Source organism: Alkalinema sp. FACHB-956, from assembly GCF_014697025.1.
Classification (GTDB): Bacteria; Cyanobacteriota; Cyanobacteriia; order Leptolyngbyales; family Leptolyngbyaceae; genus Alkalinema.
Window position 1 is genome coordinate 97,200 of the sequence record NZ_JACJRC010000018.1, and the last position, 17,329, is coordinate 114,528.

The 17,329-nt window shown below is 50.3% G+C and carries 9 protein-coding genes; all 9 read left to right on the plus strand.

Annotation, left to right across the window (positions count from 1 at the left end):
* Nucleotides 1–175: 175 nt before the first annotated feature.
* The gene (locus H6G21_RS17905; RefSeq protein ID WP_190574772.1) at nt 176–2,509 is read left to right on the plus strand and encodes a peptidase domain-containing ABC transporter; all 2,334 of its coding nucleotides are present in this window, start codon (nt 176–178) and stop codon (nt 2,507–2,509) included.
* A 223-nt stretch (nt 2,510–2,732) separates the two neighbouring features.
* The gene (locus H6G21_RS17910) at nt 2,733–3,164 is read left to right on the plus strand and encodes a hypothetical protein (RefSeq protein ID WP_190574773.1); all 432 of its coding nucleotides are present in this window, start codon (nt 2,733–2,735) and stop codon (nt 3,162–3,164) included.
* A gap of 147 nt (nt 3,165–3,311) precedes the next feature.
* Nucleotides 3,312–6,005: an S-layer family protein gene (locus H6G21_RS17915; protein WP_190574774.1), complete on the plus strand. Its 2,694-nt coding sequence runs from the start codon at nt 3,312–3,314 to the stop codon at nt 6,003–6,005.
* A gap of 167 nt (nt 6,006–6,172) precedes the next feature.
* Complete coding sequence (locus H6G21_RS17920; RefSeq protein WP_190574775.1) at nt 6,173–7,576, plus strand: sigma-70 family RNA polymerase sigma factor; 1,404 nt, start codon at nt 6,173–6,175, stop codon at nt 7,574–7,576.
* Nucleotides 7,573–8,874, plus strand: coding sequence for a DUF1822 family protein (locus H6G21_RS17925; protein ID WP_190574776.1), 1,302 nt, complete (start codon nt 7,573–7,575; stop codon nt 8,872–8,874). Before H6G21_RS17920 ends, H6G21_RS17925 begins: the two co-directional genes overlap by 4 nt.
* A 25-nt stretch (nt 8,875–8,899) precedes the next feature.
* Nucleotides 8,900–11,305 (plus strand): CHASE2 domain-containing protein, encoded by a 2,406-nt coding sequence (locus H6G21_RS17930; RefSeq protein ID WP_190574777.1) that lies wholly within the window; start codon nt 8,900–8,902, stop codon nt 11,303–11,305.
* Nucleotides 11,306–11,326: 21 nt separating this feature from the next.
* A complete protein-coding gene (locus H6G21_RS17935) occupies nt 11,327–12,328 on the plus strand; it encodes a DUF928 domain-containing protein (RefSeq protein ID WP_190574778.1) in 1,002 nt (333 codons plus the stop codon).
* 20 nt (nt 12,329–12,348) lie between these two features.
* Nucleotides 12,349–14,955: a CHAT domain-containing tetratricopeptide repeat protein gene (locus H6G21_RS17940; RefSeq protein WP_190574779.1), complete on the plus strand. Its 2,607-nt coding sequence runs from the start codon at nt 12,349–12,351 to the stop codon at nt 14,953–14,955.
* Between the two features lie 121 nt (nt 14,956–15,076).
* Nucleotides 15,077–17,329 (plus strand): tetratricopeptide repeat protein (locus H6G21_RS17945; RefSeq protein ID WP_199307294.1); only part of this gene is annotated, 2,253 nt, incomplete at its 3' end.

A 17,329-nucleotide genomic window follows, 5' to 3' on the forward strand; every position in this document is an offset into this window, starting at 1 on the left:
ACACGTTCTATTTTTCGTGAGGACGCCGTTCGTAATTATGTTGCTGGACAAGAGACAACCGTATTGCCTCGCATAGTTTCACCATGTACCTTTACCTATCTCTGGGCGTTACTAGGTGTGTTGGGTATCAGTAGCACGATCGCTTGGCTAACTAAACTTCCGGTCTATCTAAATCATGAGCACTTTCAAGCCCCTTCAAAACCGTCCCCTTCACAGTCGGCCCCATCAAACCCACACCCGTCAAAACCACACACCTCAAAGCCAGACTGTACGGCTGGCGTGGCTCCCAGGGGGATTTCGCCAACTCCGCGATAGATTGCGCCGACAGCCACCACGCGTCCCTGTGCGGCTTCAGTTAAACGCCGTTGAATGTGGTGCAGCCTGTCTAGCGATGATTCTCAGTTACTATGGCAGACAAACCCAGGTCAGTGAATGTAGAGAGTTCATCGGAGTCGATCGGGATGGAGTGACCGCAGAAACGATCGTCCAAGCGGCTCGGCATTATGGACTGCGCGTCAAAGCCTATTCGGTACAGAGCCTACTTGATTTTCGCTATGTGCCCCTACCGGCGATCGCCCATTGGAATTTTCAACACTTTGTTGTGGTTGAACGCTGGACACCTCAACGGATTGACATTATCGATCCGGGTAGCGGGCGCTGTCGGTTAACCGCTACAGAATTTGCGGCGGCTTTTACTGGGGTGGTCATGACCTTAGAACCGGGCAGCCAGTTTACTGCGCAGTCCCAGCAGCCATTGATGCGATGGCAGGACTACTTAGGACAGTATTTGCTCCATACACCAGGGCTGTGGCTACAAATTGTAGCGACTTCACTGTTATTACAAGGCTTAGGGCTAGCACTGCCGATTTTGACCCAACTATTAATCGATCGAGTATTACCGCTTCAGCTAACCAGCATAATGCCAATTTTGGCGATCGGGATGGTAATTTTGCTGTTAACGCAGTTGATTACGAGCTATTTACGGGGAGCACTGCTGATCTACTTACAGGCGCGCATTGACATCAAAATGATGCTGGGATTTTTTGAGCATCTCCTAACCTTACCCTTTCGCTTTTTTGAACAGCGCACCACCGGCGACTTACTAATGCGCCTCAGTAGTAATGCAATTATCCGTGAGACCTTGACCAGCCAAACTTTATCGATCGTTCTCGATGGGCTATTTGTCCTGGGCTATTTGCTGGTGTTGCTGGTACAGTCGCCATGGTTTGGAGGACTCGTTTTGTTCTTGGGGCTGTTGCAGGTGGGGGTCATCTGGGGAACGACACGATCGATGCATGACCTAACCCAACGGGATCTCTGGGCACAGGCAGAGTCCCAGGGCTATCTGGTGGAAGTGTTGAGTGGCATCCAAACTCTGAAAGCCTGCGGTGCAGAGGATCGAGCCTTTGATCACTGGTCTACGTTATTTTACAAACAACTCAATGTATCCCTGCAACGTAATCATTTAGCTACGATCGTGGATACTGCGATGTTGTGTCTACGGACGTTATCCCCTCTCATCCTATTGTGGTTGGGTGCTCAATTAGTGTTGAGTCATCTGATGAGTTTAGGGATGATGCTCGCGCTCAATGCGATCGCAGCAGCTTTTTTGATGCCATTATCTTCCCTAATCTCCAATACCCAACGGTTGCAATTAGTAGGTGCCCACCTCGATCGATTACAGGATGTTTGGATGGCTCAGCCGGAGCAGGATTGCCAGGAAGGACAACTTGCGCCCCCCCTAACCGGACAGATTGAGTTGAAGCAGGTCAGTTTTCGCTATAATCCCCAGGCTCCATGGGTCTTACAAGGCATTTCCATCACCATTCAACCAGGGCAAAAAATTGCGTTAGTAGGTCGATCGGGATCAGGCAAAAGCACCCTAGCAAAATTACTCTTGGGCCTATACGGGCCTACTAGCGGTGAAATTCTCTATGATGGCATCCCCCTGGCAGAGTTGAATTGGCGGAGTTTGCGCCGTCAGTTTGGGGTTGTGCTCCAGGAACCGTTTTTATTCAGTGGATCGATTCGCCACAATATTGCGGTGAATCATCCCAATCTCCCCTTGGCGCAGGTACAGCAAGCGGCTCAATTAGCCATGCTCCATGATGAAATTTTACGATTGCCCATGGGCTATGAAACCCGGGTAGCGGAGGGGGGGACAGGATTATCTGGGGGGCAGCGCCAACGGCTCGCGATCGCCCGCGCCATTGCGCACCAGCCCGCGATTTTACTGCTAGACGAAGCGACGAGTCATCTGGATGGCCTGACGGAAAGTTGGGTCGAGCAAAATTTAAGCCAGTTGACCTGTACGCGCATTGTCATTGCCCATCGGCTTAGTACAATTCGCAATGCTGATTTAATTTTGGTGATCGATCAAGGGACGATCGTGGAACAGGGAACCCATGGGCAGCTTTTGGCGCAGCAGGGGCATTATGCAGCATTGGTTCATAGTTCCGAAATCGAGCCTCTCACAAGGAATCAACCTGTCCAGGAATCAACCTGTTGATTGAACTTACCCGGTCTGAATAAGCCTCAATTTCTGACCCTATCAGAGATTAGGTGACTGAATATTCGGCTCATCTTGGTTCCGTAGAGGGTTTTCCGCTGCTTGAGCATAAGTTGTAGAACGCTAGAAAGAGTGATCTAATAGGCGATGGCAGCACCTTTGAAACCAGTCCAGTTAAAACCAGTCCAGTTAAAACCAATCTATCTCCTTTCAAGAGGTAACCATGAACTCTAAATCTAAGCCTAGCAAAAAGAATAATTTCTTCCCTCCAATCGTAACCCTGGGAGATGCCCAAGCGGTTGCACAACAGGGGACTTGGGCGGCTTGCTTTGTGATGGGTATGACCACGATCGTGGCGATAGCATCGATGTTTGGACTCTTGCCAGCAACGTTTCCTGTCAATGCTTGGGCACTGATCGATGCAGCATTGTTTGCAGGAATTGCTTGGGGGATTTATCAAATGTCACGGGTAGCAGCCCTGGCCGGTTTAATCATCTATTGCATAGAGCGAGTTTATATGCAGATTGCCCTAGGGCCAAAGGTGGGAGCCGGGATTATAGTGACCATGCTTCTGATTTGTGCCTTTATCAATGCGGTTCGGGGAACCTTTGCCTATCATCGTTTGAAACAAGAGGGGCCACGATCGGTTGAGTAGACGATTGCATTGAACAGAAGCAACTCATCACGCTCCGTAACGACTTATCTCAGCCGCTCGCTTCTCCTCTCTAGGATCTAGTAAACTGCTGCTGACGTCGATCGCGGGGCACTTTCCCTGTTGTTTACTCTACCTCCAGAGAATCCCATGGCGAATCTACCGCAATGGCTGCAGCCGTTTTCCGGCGGGGCTAGACTGCTGGGCGGAATGCTGCTGCTGGCTCCATCGCTGGTCTGGCCTGTTCTGGTGCTTCCCAGGCCCAGTCAGGCGCAGATCGTGGGGGATGGAACCCTGGGAACGCAGATCAATGGCTCGGCGATCGCACCCTGTACGGGGAATTGCACGATTACTAATGGCACAATTCGCGGAGACAATTTATTCCATAGCTTTCGCCAATTTTCTTTACCGAATCGTGATGTTGCGGGGTTTGTGACGGCTCCGACCATTCGGAATGTGATTGTGCGGGTAACGGGCGTGGGAGAACCGTTTATTTCTACCATTAACGGCACGATCGCCACTAGCAATCCAGCCAATGTTTTCCTACTGAATCCCAACGGCATTATCTTTGGCCCTCGGGCTGCTGTGAACATTGGGGGTTCATTTTTAGCCACGACGGGCGATCGCCTGCAATTTGCCGATGGCACTGTTTTGCGGACTGCTGACCCAGCGCCCTTGCTGACCCTCAGCGTACCGATCGGGGTGCAAATGGGACAGACTCCGGGCGAGATTCGTTCAGCTATGCGGATTGGTGCAGGTGTAAATAGTCAGTTTACGGATTTTGCACTCATTGGCGGCAATATTGTTTTAGATAATTCGTTTATCTTTGCACCAGGGCACCAGATTCAATTAGTCAGCCTTGGGCCGATCGGAGCAGTCGCGCTAGATTTGAACGGCGATCGTCTGAATGTTGCTCTACCCCTACCCATTAATACTCCCCAGCAAGATATTACGTTAACCAATGAATCAGTTTTGAGAATAACATCCAGCCGGGGAAGCGGTGGCATTCAACTGGCTGGGCGTACTCTCTTTTTAAATAAAAGCGTCTTGATTGCGGGCATTGACAGAGGTAGCGATAATTCCCCCAGCTATCAAGCTGGTAATATCACAGTGAATGCCACAGAAAACTTACAACTCACCCAAGGAGCCGCGATTTCCAATGAAGTTCCCAGAGGAACGATCGGACAAGGAGGAGACATCTACATCACTGCAAGGAATATTCAAGCCTTCGATGGTTCCAACATCGCTACTCGAACTGCAGGGGGCGGCAATGCAGGCAAAGTTCAGGTCACTGCAAATGCTATCACGCTTGCTGGTGTTTCACCTAGAGATATTGGTAGTGGAATTGGTAGTATTACACTAGACTCAACAGGGAATGCACGGGGAGGCGATGTCATTGTCAAAACCCATTTACTGACGATGACTCAGGGATCAACGATTCTTTCCAGTAACTTTGGCAATGGGATTTCGGGGGATGTGCAGGTGACTGCGAAGATGATTACCCTCGATGGCAGTACGCCAAAGAACCAATCGCCTACGGGCATTGCCAGTCAAGTGGTGTCTAATATCAAGGGGCAGGGGGGCAATATTACGGTTGATACAGATTCCCTAACTGCGACCAATGGGGCGAACATTTCCGCCAGTACCTTTGGCATTAGCAATGCGGGAAATGTGAAAATTAATGCAAAAACGATTGTTCTAGAGGGCACAACTCCGAGTGGTAGCTCCAGCAGTGGCATTTTTAGTGCGGTGAATAATACAGGAATTGGCCAAGGGGGAGAAATTATTGTCCAGACTGGAGTTTTGCAAATGGCCCGAGGAGCAGCCGTTTCTGCTAAAACGTTTGGAGAGGGAAAGGCGGGGAATGTTCGCATTATTGCCGATCGAATCAGCGTAGATGGCGTCACTCCGGATGGCCAATTTGCGACAGCTATCACTAGTGAGGTAGGACGTACTGGAAAAGGGGAGGGTGGCAATATTGCAGTGCAAGCGCGATCGATCGATATCACCAATGGAGCGTTAATAAGTACCAGCAACCTCAGTACTGGCCAAGCTGGCAATCTGGAGATTAGTGCGGAAACGATTCGGTTATTAAATGGCAGTGAGATTAGAGCTGGATCTGTTTCGGGCAATGGTGCAAATATTAAGCTGAATGTGCGAAATTTACTTTTGATGCGTAATAATAGCAACGTTTTAACCAGTGCGGGAACCATTCAAACGGGAGGTAATGGGGGAAATATTACGATCGAGGCACCTTTTATTCTGGGAATATTGCGAGAGAATAGCGACATTCGTGCCAATGCCTTTACGGGGAATGGCGGCAACATCACAATTAACACCAACGCGATCTACGGTTTGCAATTTCAACCCAACCTTACCCCTTTCAGTGACATTACCGCCAGTTCTCAATTTGGTTTGAATGGTACGGTGACTCTCAATACCCTCAACATCGACCCCAACCGAGGACTTATCACCCTGCCCACAAACTTAACTGATCCAGCCCAAAAAATTTCCCAGGACTGTCAGCCTGGTCAGCAAGCCTCCAGAAGTTCCTTTATCGTCAGCGGGCGGGGAGGCATTCCCCTCAGCCCCGAGCAACCCTTGGAAAGCGCCGTGGGGATGGCCCCGTGGGTTCCTCTGCCCGATGCATCCGCCCCCGGCCCAGCAGTCATCCTCGATCGGGTGGTCTGGCCCGTTCTGCCCCATCCAACCCCGATCGTGCAGGCCCAGGGCTGGCAACGGGAACCCGACGGTACGGTCAAACTGGTGACTGCGATGCCAACGGGGGGGGTGCGGTTGGGTGGGACTGTGGAAAATTGTCTCGCAAAATTGTGGCAAGACTAGCACTGCACTGAGATTCGTTAAGAAACCTCTAATTTCCCTAGAAAAGTGAGCCTGAGACAGTTTAGAATCAGGCTTTCTAGCCATGTTTAGTCAATTTATTTTTCATGCAACCTTTTTTCATACCCCAGTGTAAATAAGACTGTGAAGCATTTCCTTCAACAATCGCTATGCATCTTCGCCAAGAACTGATCGCGTTATTTTCAACCTTTGTCCAATTTGAGGACGATCGCTTTTCCAGTTGGGCGACGGATGCACGATTGCGCCGTCATATGCAGCAATATCTGAGTACGCAGCGTCTTAGTATGCAGCATCTTAGTGTTCAAAATCTTAGTGTTCAGAATCTTAGTGTTCAGAATTTTAGTACGCCGGGGCAAAACCGCGACCTATCCCATTCTGACCTATCCCATTCTGAAGGGGAATGGACGTTATATTGGCATCAACGCTGGGTACAGAGCGATTCTCCTTCATCGAACTCGCTCCCGCTGGGCCATCTCACCGCTTACTTGCAGGAATCCTGCTACTGGGCTGCCAGCCAAACCCTGCGGAAAGTAGCCAATGTTCCCTTAGCAGCACAATACGGTTTATCCGACTATTTTCAAATTGCCATTGCCAAGGTAGAGACAGTTCTGAAGCAATTTAACCCCGATCGGGGAACCCGCTTAAAAAACTTCGCTCACCTCGCCTTCTCCAGCCTCTTACGGGATTACTTACGACAACGGCAGGACGTAGCACTGTGTACGAATCTGGGATTGCTACGCAGAACTAGTAAAAAACGATTTCTGGAAGCCTTAGAGCAAGTGGGCTTATCATCCGGGGAAATCGCTCAATATCGGCTGGCTTGGACCTGTTTCAATGCGCTCTACGACCGATCGTTGCAAAATCCGTCGCAATCCGTCTCGCTCCCATCGGCTCAAGCACCGTCAGGGATCCAGCAATTTTCTAACCTAGATCCCGAACTGAGCCTTGCCATCAGCCAACTCTACAACCGTGAACGCCATAGCCAGATCGATCGAACTGCACCGGAATGCCAACCGGAGACCCTTGAACGCTGGCTGAATCAATGCGCCGCCTGGGTACGCAGTTATCTCTATCCATCCGTGGAGTCTTTAAATCGTCCGCTTTTGGGGGAGGAAACAGACACCGACTTTCAGGAAAGTTTAGCCGATCCCCAGGGGGAGTCGTTTCTGGCAGCGCTGATCGCCCAGGAAGACCTTCAGGAACGCCAACGCCAACGGGAACATTTGCACCAAGCGATCGCGACTCGTTTGGCCACCCTAGAGCCGCAATCTCAAGAGATTCTACGTCTTTACTACCAGCAGGGGTTGACTCAACAACAGATGATGCAGTACTTACAAATGAGTCAGGCTACAGTGTCTCGACGGTTGACTAAAGCCAGAGAAACGTTATTGCTTAAAATCGTGGAATGGAGCCAGGAACAGTTGAATATTTCTCCTACGCCGAACCTAATAAAAGATATGAGTGCTGCTTTAGAAGAATGGCTGGGCGTTTACTACGGTCAACCCAATCCTGTCTCTAGCAGTCCCAGTGCGGGTAAGGAGAGAGTGTCATGATTGAGTTTGCCGATCCCAAGGAATGGTGGCTGGAACTTTCACCCAGTTTGCGGGCGGAGGCCGATCGCCAAAGTCAGCAAATCCCTGCCAGTGATAGGCTGCTGGGCCAGCAGCGTGCCTATGTAAACCGCCTTTGTTTACAGCGATCCTTGACTTGGTTGCGGGAGGATCAGCCGGAGGTAACTCCTTGGTTACCGGATACGGAGTGGCCTGCGCTCTGGGAATTTGTCAATGGATCTGCGGTCACGATCGGGGCGACCCGGTTGATTTTGTTGCCGAGTCAGGCGATCGATGATGGCGAGTTAGAAGTACCCCAGGAATGGGTGGATATTCCCAGTTGGGTGGGGGATTATTATCTAGCAGTACAGGTGCGCCCAGACCAGGGTTGGTTACGGGTTTGGGGCTATGCAACCCATGAAGACTTAAAGTCGATCGCCACCTATGATTCCCGCGATCGGACTTACTCCCTAGCAGCGGAACAGTTAACCCAGGACTTAAATGTGCTGTGGCTCACGGTGCAGCTTTGTCCCAGGGCGCAGACCCGTACCCTGGTTGCACCTTTACCCGAACTCTCTCCAACGCAGCTAGAAGCCCTGATTTTAAATTTAAGCAATCCGGAAATCGCCTTTCCTCGACTAGCAGTTCCCTTTGCCAGTTGGGGAGCGTTATTGCAATCGCCAACAGCACGACAGCAATTATTACAACAGCGGTTACAACAACATGCACAAAGTAATCTACAAAATCATTTGCAAGAACAATTACGGACGCAAATAATACAAGAATCAATCCAAGAGCCACCGCAAAAATCACGGCAAGAATCGCCAACATCTTTACAACAAAACCACCCAGTCACCCACTTGCGAGATTGGTGGCAAGGTCAATTTTCGGATCTGTGGCAGGCGATCGATGCGGTTTTGTTGCCTCATTTGTTGCCTCAACAGTGGGCTACGGCCTGGAGGAGCGATCCAGCACAATCCTCTGGGACAATCAGTCGCATGAAAGTCCTAGAATTCGGCAGTTATCCCGGTGAAGAATCGATCGCGCTGATTTTGAGCCTGACGCCTGTGGATGCCTCGCTGACGGAAATTCGGCTTCAGATCTGCCCCACGGGAGATGATCCGTGTCTACCGCAGGCCGTTCAGGTTAGATTACTAGATGGGGCTGGTCAGGAAATTGGACAGGCTCGGGCAACGGTGACGGAAACGATTCATCTGCAATTTACAGCAGAGGTGGGCGAAGGCTTTCAAGTGGAGGTGATTTCCGGTGACCAGCGACTCGTTGAGGGGTTTGAAGTGTAGCAAAGATTGAGGCTAAGAGGCGGACATGGTCAAACGAGTTGTCCTACGGTTAGAGGGAACGCTGGAACAAGGCTTCCAAGCCACCCTTGAGGTTGGAGAACTCGGTCGGCTCCCGGAAATGGAAGCAACGGGTTCTCTCCCGGCAGCAGTAGCTTTGCTGGACAGTTTGGAGCGCTGGCGATCGCTCTATCGACAGGGGGCGTATCCAACGCGGATTACGTTGCAGCAAATTACCGTGCGCATGGGGCGTCTGAACCATCTGGAAGACTGTCGCCGCGCGGCTAAGCTGCTGCAAACCCAACTACAACAATGGTTAGCTGCTCCTGAATTCCATGGCATCGATCGGCAATTGCGCGAGTCCTTAAACCTTCAAGATCCGGTGCAATTATTATTGCGATCGTCCGATCGACGGTTACATTGGTTGCCCTGGCATTTATGGGATTTTTTTGAGCGGTATGCCCAGGCGGAACTGGCCATTAGTGCAATGCCGGGACGCCTGGAATCCCCACAACTCACGCCGCAATCATTGGATTCCGATGCGATCAAACTCCTGATGATCCTCGGCGATCGGCAGGGGCTGGACACCAGCGCAGAACAGCAATTTCTGCACGATTTGCCCGATACAGAAGTGACGTGTTTGGTCGAACCATCGCGCCAACAGATCACCGATTCTCTGTGGAACCAGTGCTGGGATATTTTATTTTTTGCGGGCCATAGCCAAACGGAGGACCACCAAGGACGCATTCATCTAAATCCCCAGGAAAGCCTGACGATCGAAGAACTCAAATACGGTTTACGCAGCGCGATCGCCCATGGCCTGCAATTGGCAATTTTTAATTCCTGTGATGGCTTGGGGTTGGCCTATGAGTTGGATGGGTTGCATCTACCGCAACTCATTCTGCTACGGGAACCTGTGCCCGATGCCGTAGCCCAGGACTTTGTGAAACATTTTCTGACAGCCTTTTCCCAGGGTAAATCGTTATATCTGGCGGTGCGGGAAGCACGGGAACGGCTCCAGGGGCTGGAAGGGCAATATCCCTGTGCCAGTTGGCTCCCGATGATTTATCAAAATCCAACGGTGATACCGCTGACCTGGCAGACATTACTACAGCAATATCAGTCACATTCCCCAGATTTAGCTCCAGCAATTCAATCAGTAACAATTAATACTCCTAGAACTCAGTCTCGATTTTTAGCTGGACTGCGTTTTTTTCTAATTCATTTAGCCATTGCTGCGGGAATAATAGCACTGCGTCACTGGGGATTTCTGCAATCGTTGGAAATCGCGGCCTTCGATCGCTTGATTCAGCTCCATGCCAACGAAGCGCCCGATCCGCGCTTACTCGTCATTCTCGTGACCGATGACGACGTTCAAGCCCAATCACCCAGCGATCGGCGCGGTTCCCTGTCCGATGCAACCCTGGCGCAACTGTTCCAACGCTTGGCAACCTATCAACCTCGGGTAATTGGCTTAGACATCTACCGAGATTTTGCCGTCAATCCCCAGTATCCTGCGTTGGTGAAGCAACTACGGCGGACCGATCGCTGGGTGGGGGTGTGCAAAGTGGGAGAAATCGAACGCCAGGAAAGCGGAGTGGCCCCACCACCGGAACTTCCCGCTGCCCAAATTGGCTTTAGTGATTTGGTGTTAGATGCCGATCAGGTGGTGCGTCGCCATTTGTTGAGTATGACGCCTGCGCCGTCGTCCCGCTGTGTGGCTCCCTATGCGTTGAGTGTTCAACTAGCCTTGCGATATTTGGATGCCCAAGGCATTGCGTTAAGCTTTCCAAATCCTGAGACTTGGCAGTTAGGCTCCCTGAAGTTCCATCCCTTGAAAGCGCCGATCGGGGGCTACCAAACGCTGGACGATCGGGGTTATCAGATTCTGTTGAACTATCGAGCAGCCCGATCGCCCCAGGGCGGCATTCGTCAGGTCACGCTGGGGCAAGTGTTGCGGGGGGAAGTCAATCCAGCGGCAATTCGCGATCGCATTGTCCTGATTGGGACGATCGCGGAAGGCACCCATGATTATTGGTTAACGCCCTACCGCAACCTACGAGGCGAGCAACAAGCCCTGCCGGGGGTGGTGTTGCAGGCGCAAATGACGAGCCAACTGGTGAGTGCAGTCTTGGATGGGCGACCGTTAATTTGGGCTTGGCCGCTGTGGGTAGAATGCCTGTGGATTGCGACTTGGGTGCTGTGGGGCGGAACTTTGGCGAGGGTGATTCGTCAGCCGACCTATCTGGGTTTGGCGATGGTGGGGACGATCGCGCTGATGATGAGCCTTTGCTGGGGGCTGTTTATTCAACTGGGTGCATGGGTTCCCCTGGTACCGGAGGTATTGGGAGTGATATTAAGCGGAACAGTGGTGCGATCGATGGAAAGAAGACATGATACAAGCAGTCATGAATCTCCATCAATCCTGCCATGAATTAAGCATGAGGGTATCAGAATGACCAGACAGCCCCCGGAAACGCCTCCCCAACGCAGCCCACAGCACGCGATCATCCCCTGCACGATCGGTCTGATGGTGCTGCCGCTGTGTTCTTTACTCTGGTCTGTATCGTGGGCTGGGGCAGTGCAGGCGCAATCCCTGGGGGGGACGCTCCAGTCTACTCCCCAAGCTGGGCCGCTGGGTCAAACGAGCACCTTTACGCCGCCGCCCCCGCCACCCGATCGGGATTCTCCTGGGCGTCGGGGGGGTGGCGCGGGCCGCCGGGAACATCCTCCCGACAGTCCTGGGCCGAGCCCCTTCGATCTGTTTACACCGCCACCGCCACCCCCCGATCGGGATGCGCCGGGAAATCGAGGTGGAGGTGCAGGCCGAGGCTGTGGCGTGGGGAGTCAGACGTTGATGGCGTTGGTCCCGGAATATCATCAAACGTTGTCCTCTGGGGGAGAAATTACGAAGGTCTGGGGCACGACGATCGCAGAACGGCCTACGTTGTGGTTTTATGTGCCCTATGCCGCTGCGGATGGGGTGTCGCTGGAGTTTGTGTTGCAGGATCAGGCCAATCCTGCCAATGATATCTATCGCACTCGGGTGGTTGCGCCTGCAACTCCGGGGATTGTCAGGGTTGCTTTACCGGATCAGGTGCCCAGTTTGCTCCCTGGCAAGTTGTACCAGTGGTATTTGAAAGCGCGGTTGCAATGTCAGGCGAGTCAGCCTGGAAGCCCTGCCCAAGTGGTGAAGGAGCAAATTAATGGATGGGTTCAACGAGTTGATCCTAACCCGTCCTTGGCGACGCAATTACAACAGGGCACCCCCCCACAACGCGCTACGCTTTACCGGCAAAATGGCATCTGGTTTGATGCACTCAATGCATTAGCTGAACTCCGTCTGGCTGATCCTAACAATCCACAGTTAACGGAAGATTGGAAACGTTTGTTGCGATCGATCGGGCTAGAAGCGTTAGCTGAGAAGCCCATTGAGAAGAAACCTAGCAATGATTGATGGTTGAGGGGAAATTACGGATGGTTGGAAAGCGGATCAAGGCTCCAGGGCTGGTCTTAGGGGTGCTGTTAATGACGATCGGGCCTAGTGTTGCGATCGGGCCTGTACCTGTCGCGATCGCTCAAACGAATCCTGCTACCCCAAAAGCAGAAGCTCAACAACTTCTCCAGCAAGGCATTCAGCAGTTTCAAACCGGCCAATTTGAAGCGGCACTACAATCTTGGCAAAAGGCATTAACAATTTACCGAGCAATTAAAGACCAACAAGGCGAAGGGGATGCTTTGGGGAATTTGGGAGCCGCTTACAATGTTATGGGTAATTACCCAAAAGCCATCGAATATCATCAACAAAGTTTAGCGATTGCACAACAAAACCAAAGTAGACGCAGTGAAGGCAACATTCTAGGGAATCTGGGAAATGCTTACCTTTCACTAGGCGACTATCCCGAAGCAATCGAATATTATGAAAAAAGTTTAGCGATTGCACGAGAAATTAAAGACAAACGGGGAGAAGGTAATTTTCTCGGCAATCTGGGAATTGCGTATAATGCGCTGGGTAACTATCCTAAAGCGATCGCATATCAGGAGCAAAGTCTAGCCATTACACGACAACTTAAAGACCGACGGGGGGAAGGTGCTGCACTGGGTAATCTGAGTAATGCTTATGATGCGCTAGGTAACTATCCCAAAGCGATCGCATATCAGGAGCAAAGTCTAGCCATTGCACGACAACTCAAAGACCCACTAGGAGAAGGTGCTGCACTGGGCAGCCTGGGAAATGCGTATAATGCGCTGGGTAACTATCCCAAAGCGATCGCATATCAGGAGCAAAGTCTAGCCATTGCACAGCAACTCAAAGACCCACTAGGGGCAAGCCAAGCTCTGGGCAGTTTAGGCAATGCTTATAATGCGTTGGGCAACTATCCCAAGGCAATCGAATATCATGAAAAAAGTTTAGCCATCAAGCGAGCACTCAAAGACCGACGGGGGGAAGGAATTTCTCTGGGAAATCTGGGCAATACTTATTATTTACTAGGCAACTATTCCAAAGCAATTGAGTATCAGGAGCAAAGTCTAGCCATTGCACAGCAACTCAAAGACCGACGGGGGGAAGGTGTCTCTCTGGGAAGTCTGGGCAATGCTTACTTGACACAGGGCAACTATTCCAAAGCGATTGCATATTACGAACAGAGTTTAACAATCAATCGAGAAATCAAAGACAGAAAAGGGGAAAGCATTTCTCGCAGTAATTTAGGTCTTACCTTACTCAAGCTAAATCGATTACCCGAAGCAGAATCCAATTTACGGTCTGCCATTGCCATTCAGGAGTCTCTACGCACAGGACTCACTGATCGTAATAAAATCTCGATTGCCGATACCCAGAAAGATGCCTACATCAATCTCCAGAAAGTCTTAATTACCCAGAAAAAGTCGGAAGCAGCTCTGGAAATTGCGGAGAGAGGTCGGGCACGAGCATTAGTCGAGTTACTCGCCTCTCGGTTTAATTATGAATCTCAGGTAGATCTGCAAAAAACAATTCAGGCTCCCAATATTAATGCCATTCGCCAAATTGCTAAAACACAAAATGCAACGCTGGTACAATATTCGATCGTTTCTAGTGAGCAACTCTACATTTGGGTCATTAAGCCAACCGGTGAAATTACATTCCGATCAACCCAGCTGGATTCCTCGCAACCGCTGGCGCAACTAGTCAGCAGTAGTCGCAGTGAGATGGGTGTGCGCGGACGGGCAGGCATTCAAATCGCCCGACAACCAACGCCATCTGACCAACCCAATCCCTTAGCAAAACTCTATCAGTCCCTAATTGCTCCGATCGCCCAAGACTTACCCACCGACCCCAAACAACGCGTCATTTTCCTGCCCCAGGGTGAACTGTTCCTGGTTCCCTTTGCCGCCTTACCCGATGCCCAAAATCGCCCCTTAATCGAACGTCATACAATCTCTACTGCGCCTTCTATCCAAACCCTCGCCCTAACACAAACCCTCGCCCAACGGCCTAAAAACAAGGGAGGCGCAGTCATCGTCGGTGACCCCACCATGCCGATCTACAAAGATGAACCCCTGCAACCCTTACCTGCGGCCCGTCAAGAAGCGATCGCCATTAGCCAACAACTCAACACTCCACCACTCATCGGTGCCCAAGCCACCAAAGCTACGGTCTTGCAACAAATGCCCAATGCCCGTTTACTCCACTTTGCCACCCATGGCTTACTCGATCCGGTGCAAGGCGATATTCCTGGCGCGATCGCCCTAACGCCCAGTGGGCAGGATAATGGCTTCTTAAGTGCAGCTGAAATTTTTAACTTAAAACTCAATGCGGATTTAGTTGTTCTGAGTGCCTGCGATACGGGACGAGGTGAAATTACTGGTGATGGCGTGGTGGGATTATCGCGATCGTTCATTGCGGCAGGGGCACCCAGCGTGATCGTTTCTTTATGGGCCGTGAATGACCAATCCACCAGCGAGTTAATGCAAGAGTTTTATCGACAACTCAAGCAGCAACCTGATAAAGCCCAAGCCCTCAGACAAGCTATGCTCATCACCAAACAGCGTTATCCCGATCCCAGTCATTGGGCCGCCTTTACGCTGGTGGGTGAAGCGCAGTAGGTGTTTAATATAATTTCCAAGGTTAATGATTAAAATAACAGAGATGAAGAAAGAAATTACGGAAAAAAGAATCCTTAGAAAATCTACAAACCTTCATCACATAGTTTTGAGAGTGCTATTAATGACGATCGTGCCTGGTGTTGCGATCGAACCGATACCTGTCGCGATCGCGCAAACGAATCCTGCTGCCCCAAAAGCAGAAGCTGAACGATTACTCCAGCAAGGTATTCAGCAATATCGAATCAGTCAATTTGAAGCCGCATTACAATCCTGGCAACAGGCATTAATACTCTATCGATCGATCAACGATCGAAAAGGAGAAGGCAACTCTTTGGGCAATCTGGGACTGATTTATGATGTGTTGGGCAACTACTCTAAAGCGATCGAATTTCAGGAACAACGTTTAGCCATTACAAGAGAAATCAAAGACCGACGAGGAGAAGGTCAATCTCTGGTCAATTTGGGGAATAGTTACAAAGCTCTAGGTAATTACTCAAAAGCAATCGAATTTCAGGAACAAAGCTTAGCCATTGCAAAAGAAATCAACGATCGATCAGGAGAAGGTGCTGCGCTGGGAAATCTGGGAAACGCTTACAATGCACTAGGCAACTATCCGAAAGCGATTGAATACCATGAGCAATATTTAGCCATTGCACGGGAACTTAAAGACCGACAAGGAGAAGGACAAGCGCTCGGTAACCTAGGCGTGGTCTACAGTGCACTGAGTGACTATCCCAAGGCCATTGTATATCAGGAACAACGTTTGGCTATTGCGAAGGAAATCAAAGACCGACGAGGAGAAGGACAAGCATTCGGCAATTTGGGAAATGCTTACTTTTCGTTGGGTAACTATCCGAAAGCGATCGAATATCAGGAACAACGTCTAGCCATTGTGCAGGAAATCAAAGACCGACGGGGGGAAGGTGCTGCGCTAGGAAATCTGGGAAATGCCTATGATGCATTAGGCAACTATCCCAAGGCGATCAAATATACTGAGCAAAATTTAGCCATTTCAAAAGAAATTAAAAATCGACAGGGGGAAAGTACTGCACTAAGAAATTTGGGAAATGTTTACTTATCGCTGGGCAACTATTCTAATGCCATTACATATTATGAACAAAGTTTAGCTATTTCAAAGGAAATCAAAGACCGACAGGGAGAAGGCCAATCGCTAGGAAATCTGGGGAGTACTCATTATTTACTGGGCAACAATCTTAAGGCAATTGAATATCACCAACAAAGTTTAGCCATTGATCGGGAAATCAAAGACCGACGAGGGGAAAGTGCTAGTCTAGGCAATCTGGGAAATGCCTATGATGCACTAGGTAACTATCCCAAAGCGATTGAATATCATACTCAACATTTAGCTATTGCAAAAGAAATAAAAGATAGATCCGGGACAGGGGCTAGTCTAGGCAATCTAGGGAATGCTTATTATTCACTGGGAAACTATTCCAAAGCTATTGAATACCATGAACAACGTTTAGCGATTGCACGAGAACTCAAAGATCGGCAAGGGGAAAGCACCGCTTTCAATAATTTAGGACTTACCTTACTCAAGCTGAATCGATTGCCCGAAGCAGAATCCAATCTACGGTCTGCCATTGCCATTCAAGAATCCCTTCGAACGGGATTGACCGATCGTAATAAAATATCCATTGCGGATACCCAGAAAAATGCCTACCGGATTCTCCAACAAGTCCTCATTGCTCGGAAACAACCGGAAGCAGCCCTAGAAATTGCAGAAAGAGGACGGGCACGGGCACTAGTTGAATTACTGGCTGCCCGTTTTAGCAATCAGTCACTAACTGATTTGCAAAACACGATTCAAGCCCCGAATATTAACACCATTCGCCAAATTGCTAAAACACAAAATGCAACATTGGTGCAATATTCGATCGTCTATGGGAACCAACTCTATATCTGGGTCATTAAACCCACGGGTGAAATTACATTCCGATCGACCCAGCTTGATTCATCTCAACCTTTGACACAATTAGTCAGCAATAGTCGCAGTGATTTAGGGGTACGTGGACGGGCAGGCATCAAGATCTCTCAACAATCGCCCCCATCGTCCCAAACAGATCCCCTGGCTCAACTCTACCAATTCCTGATTGCCCCGATCGCCCAAGACTTACCCACCGGCCCCAACCAGCGCGTCATTTTCCTGCCCCAGGGTGAACTCTTCCTGGTTCCCTTTGCCGCCTTACCCGATGCCCAAAATCGCCCCTTAATCGAACGTCATATAATCTCTACTGCGCCTTCTATCCAAACCCTCGCCCTAACACAAACCCTCGCCCAACGGCCTAAAAACAAGGGAGGCGCAGTCATCGTCGGTGACCCCACCATGCCGATCTACAAAGATGAACCCCTG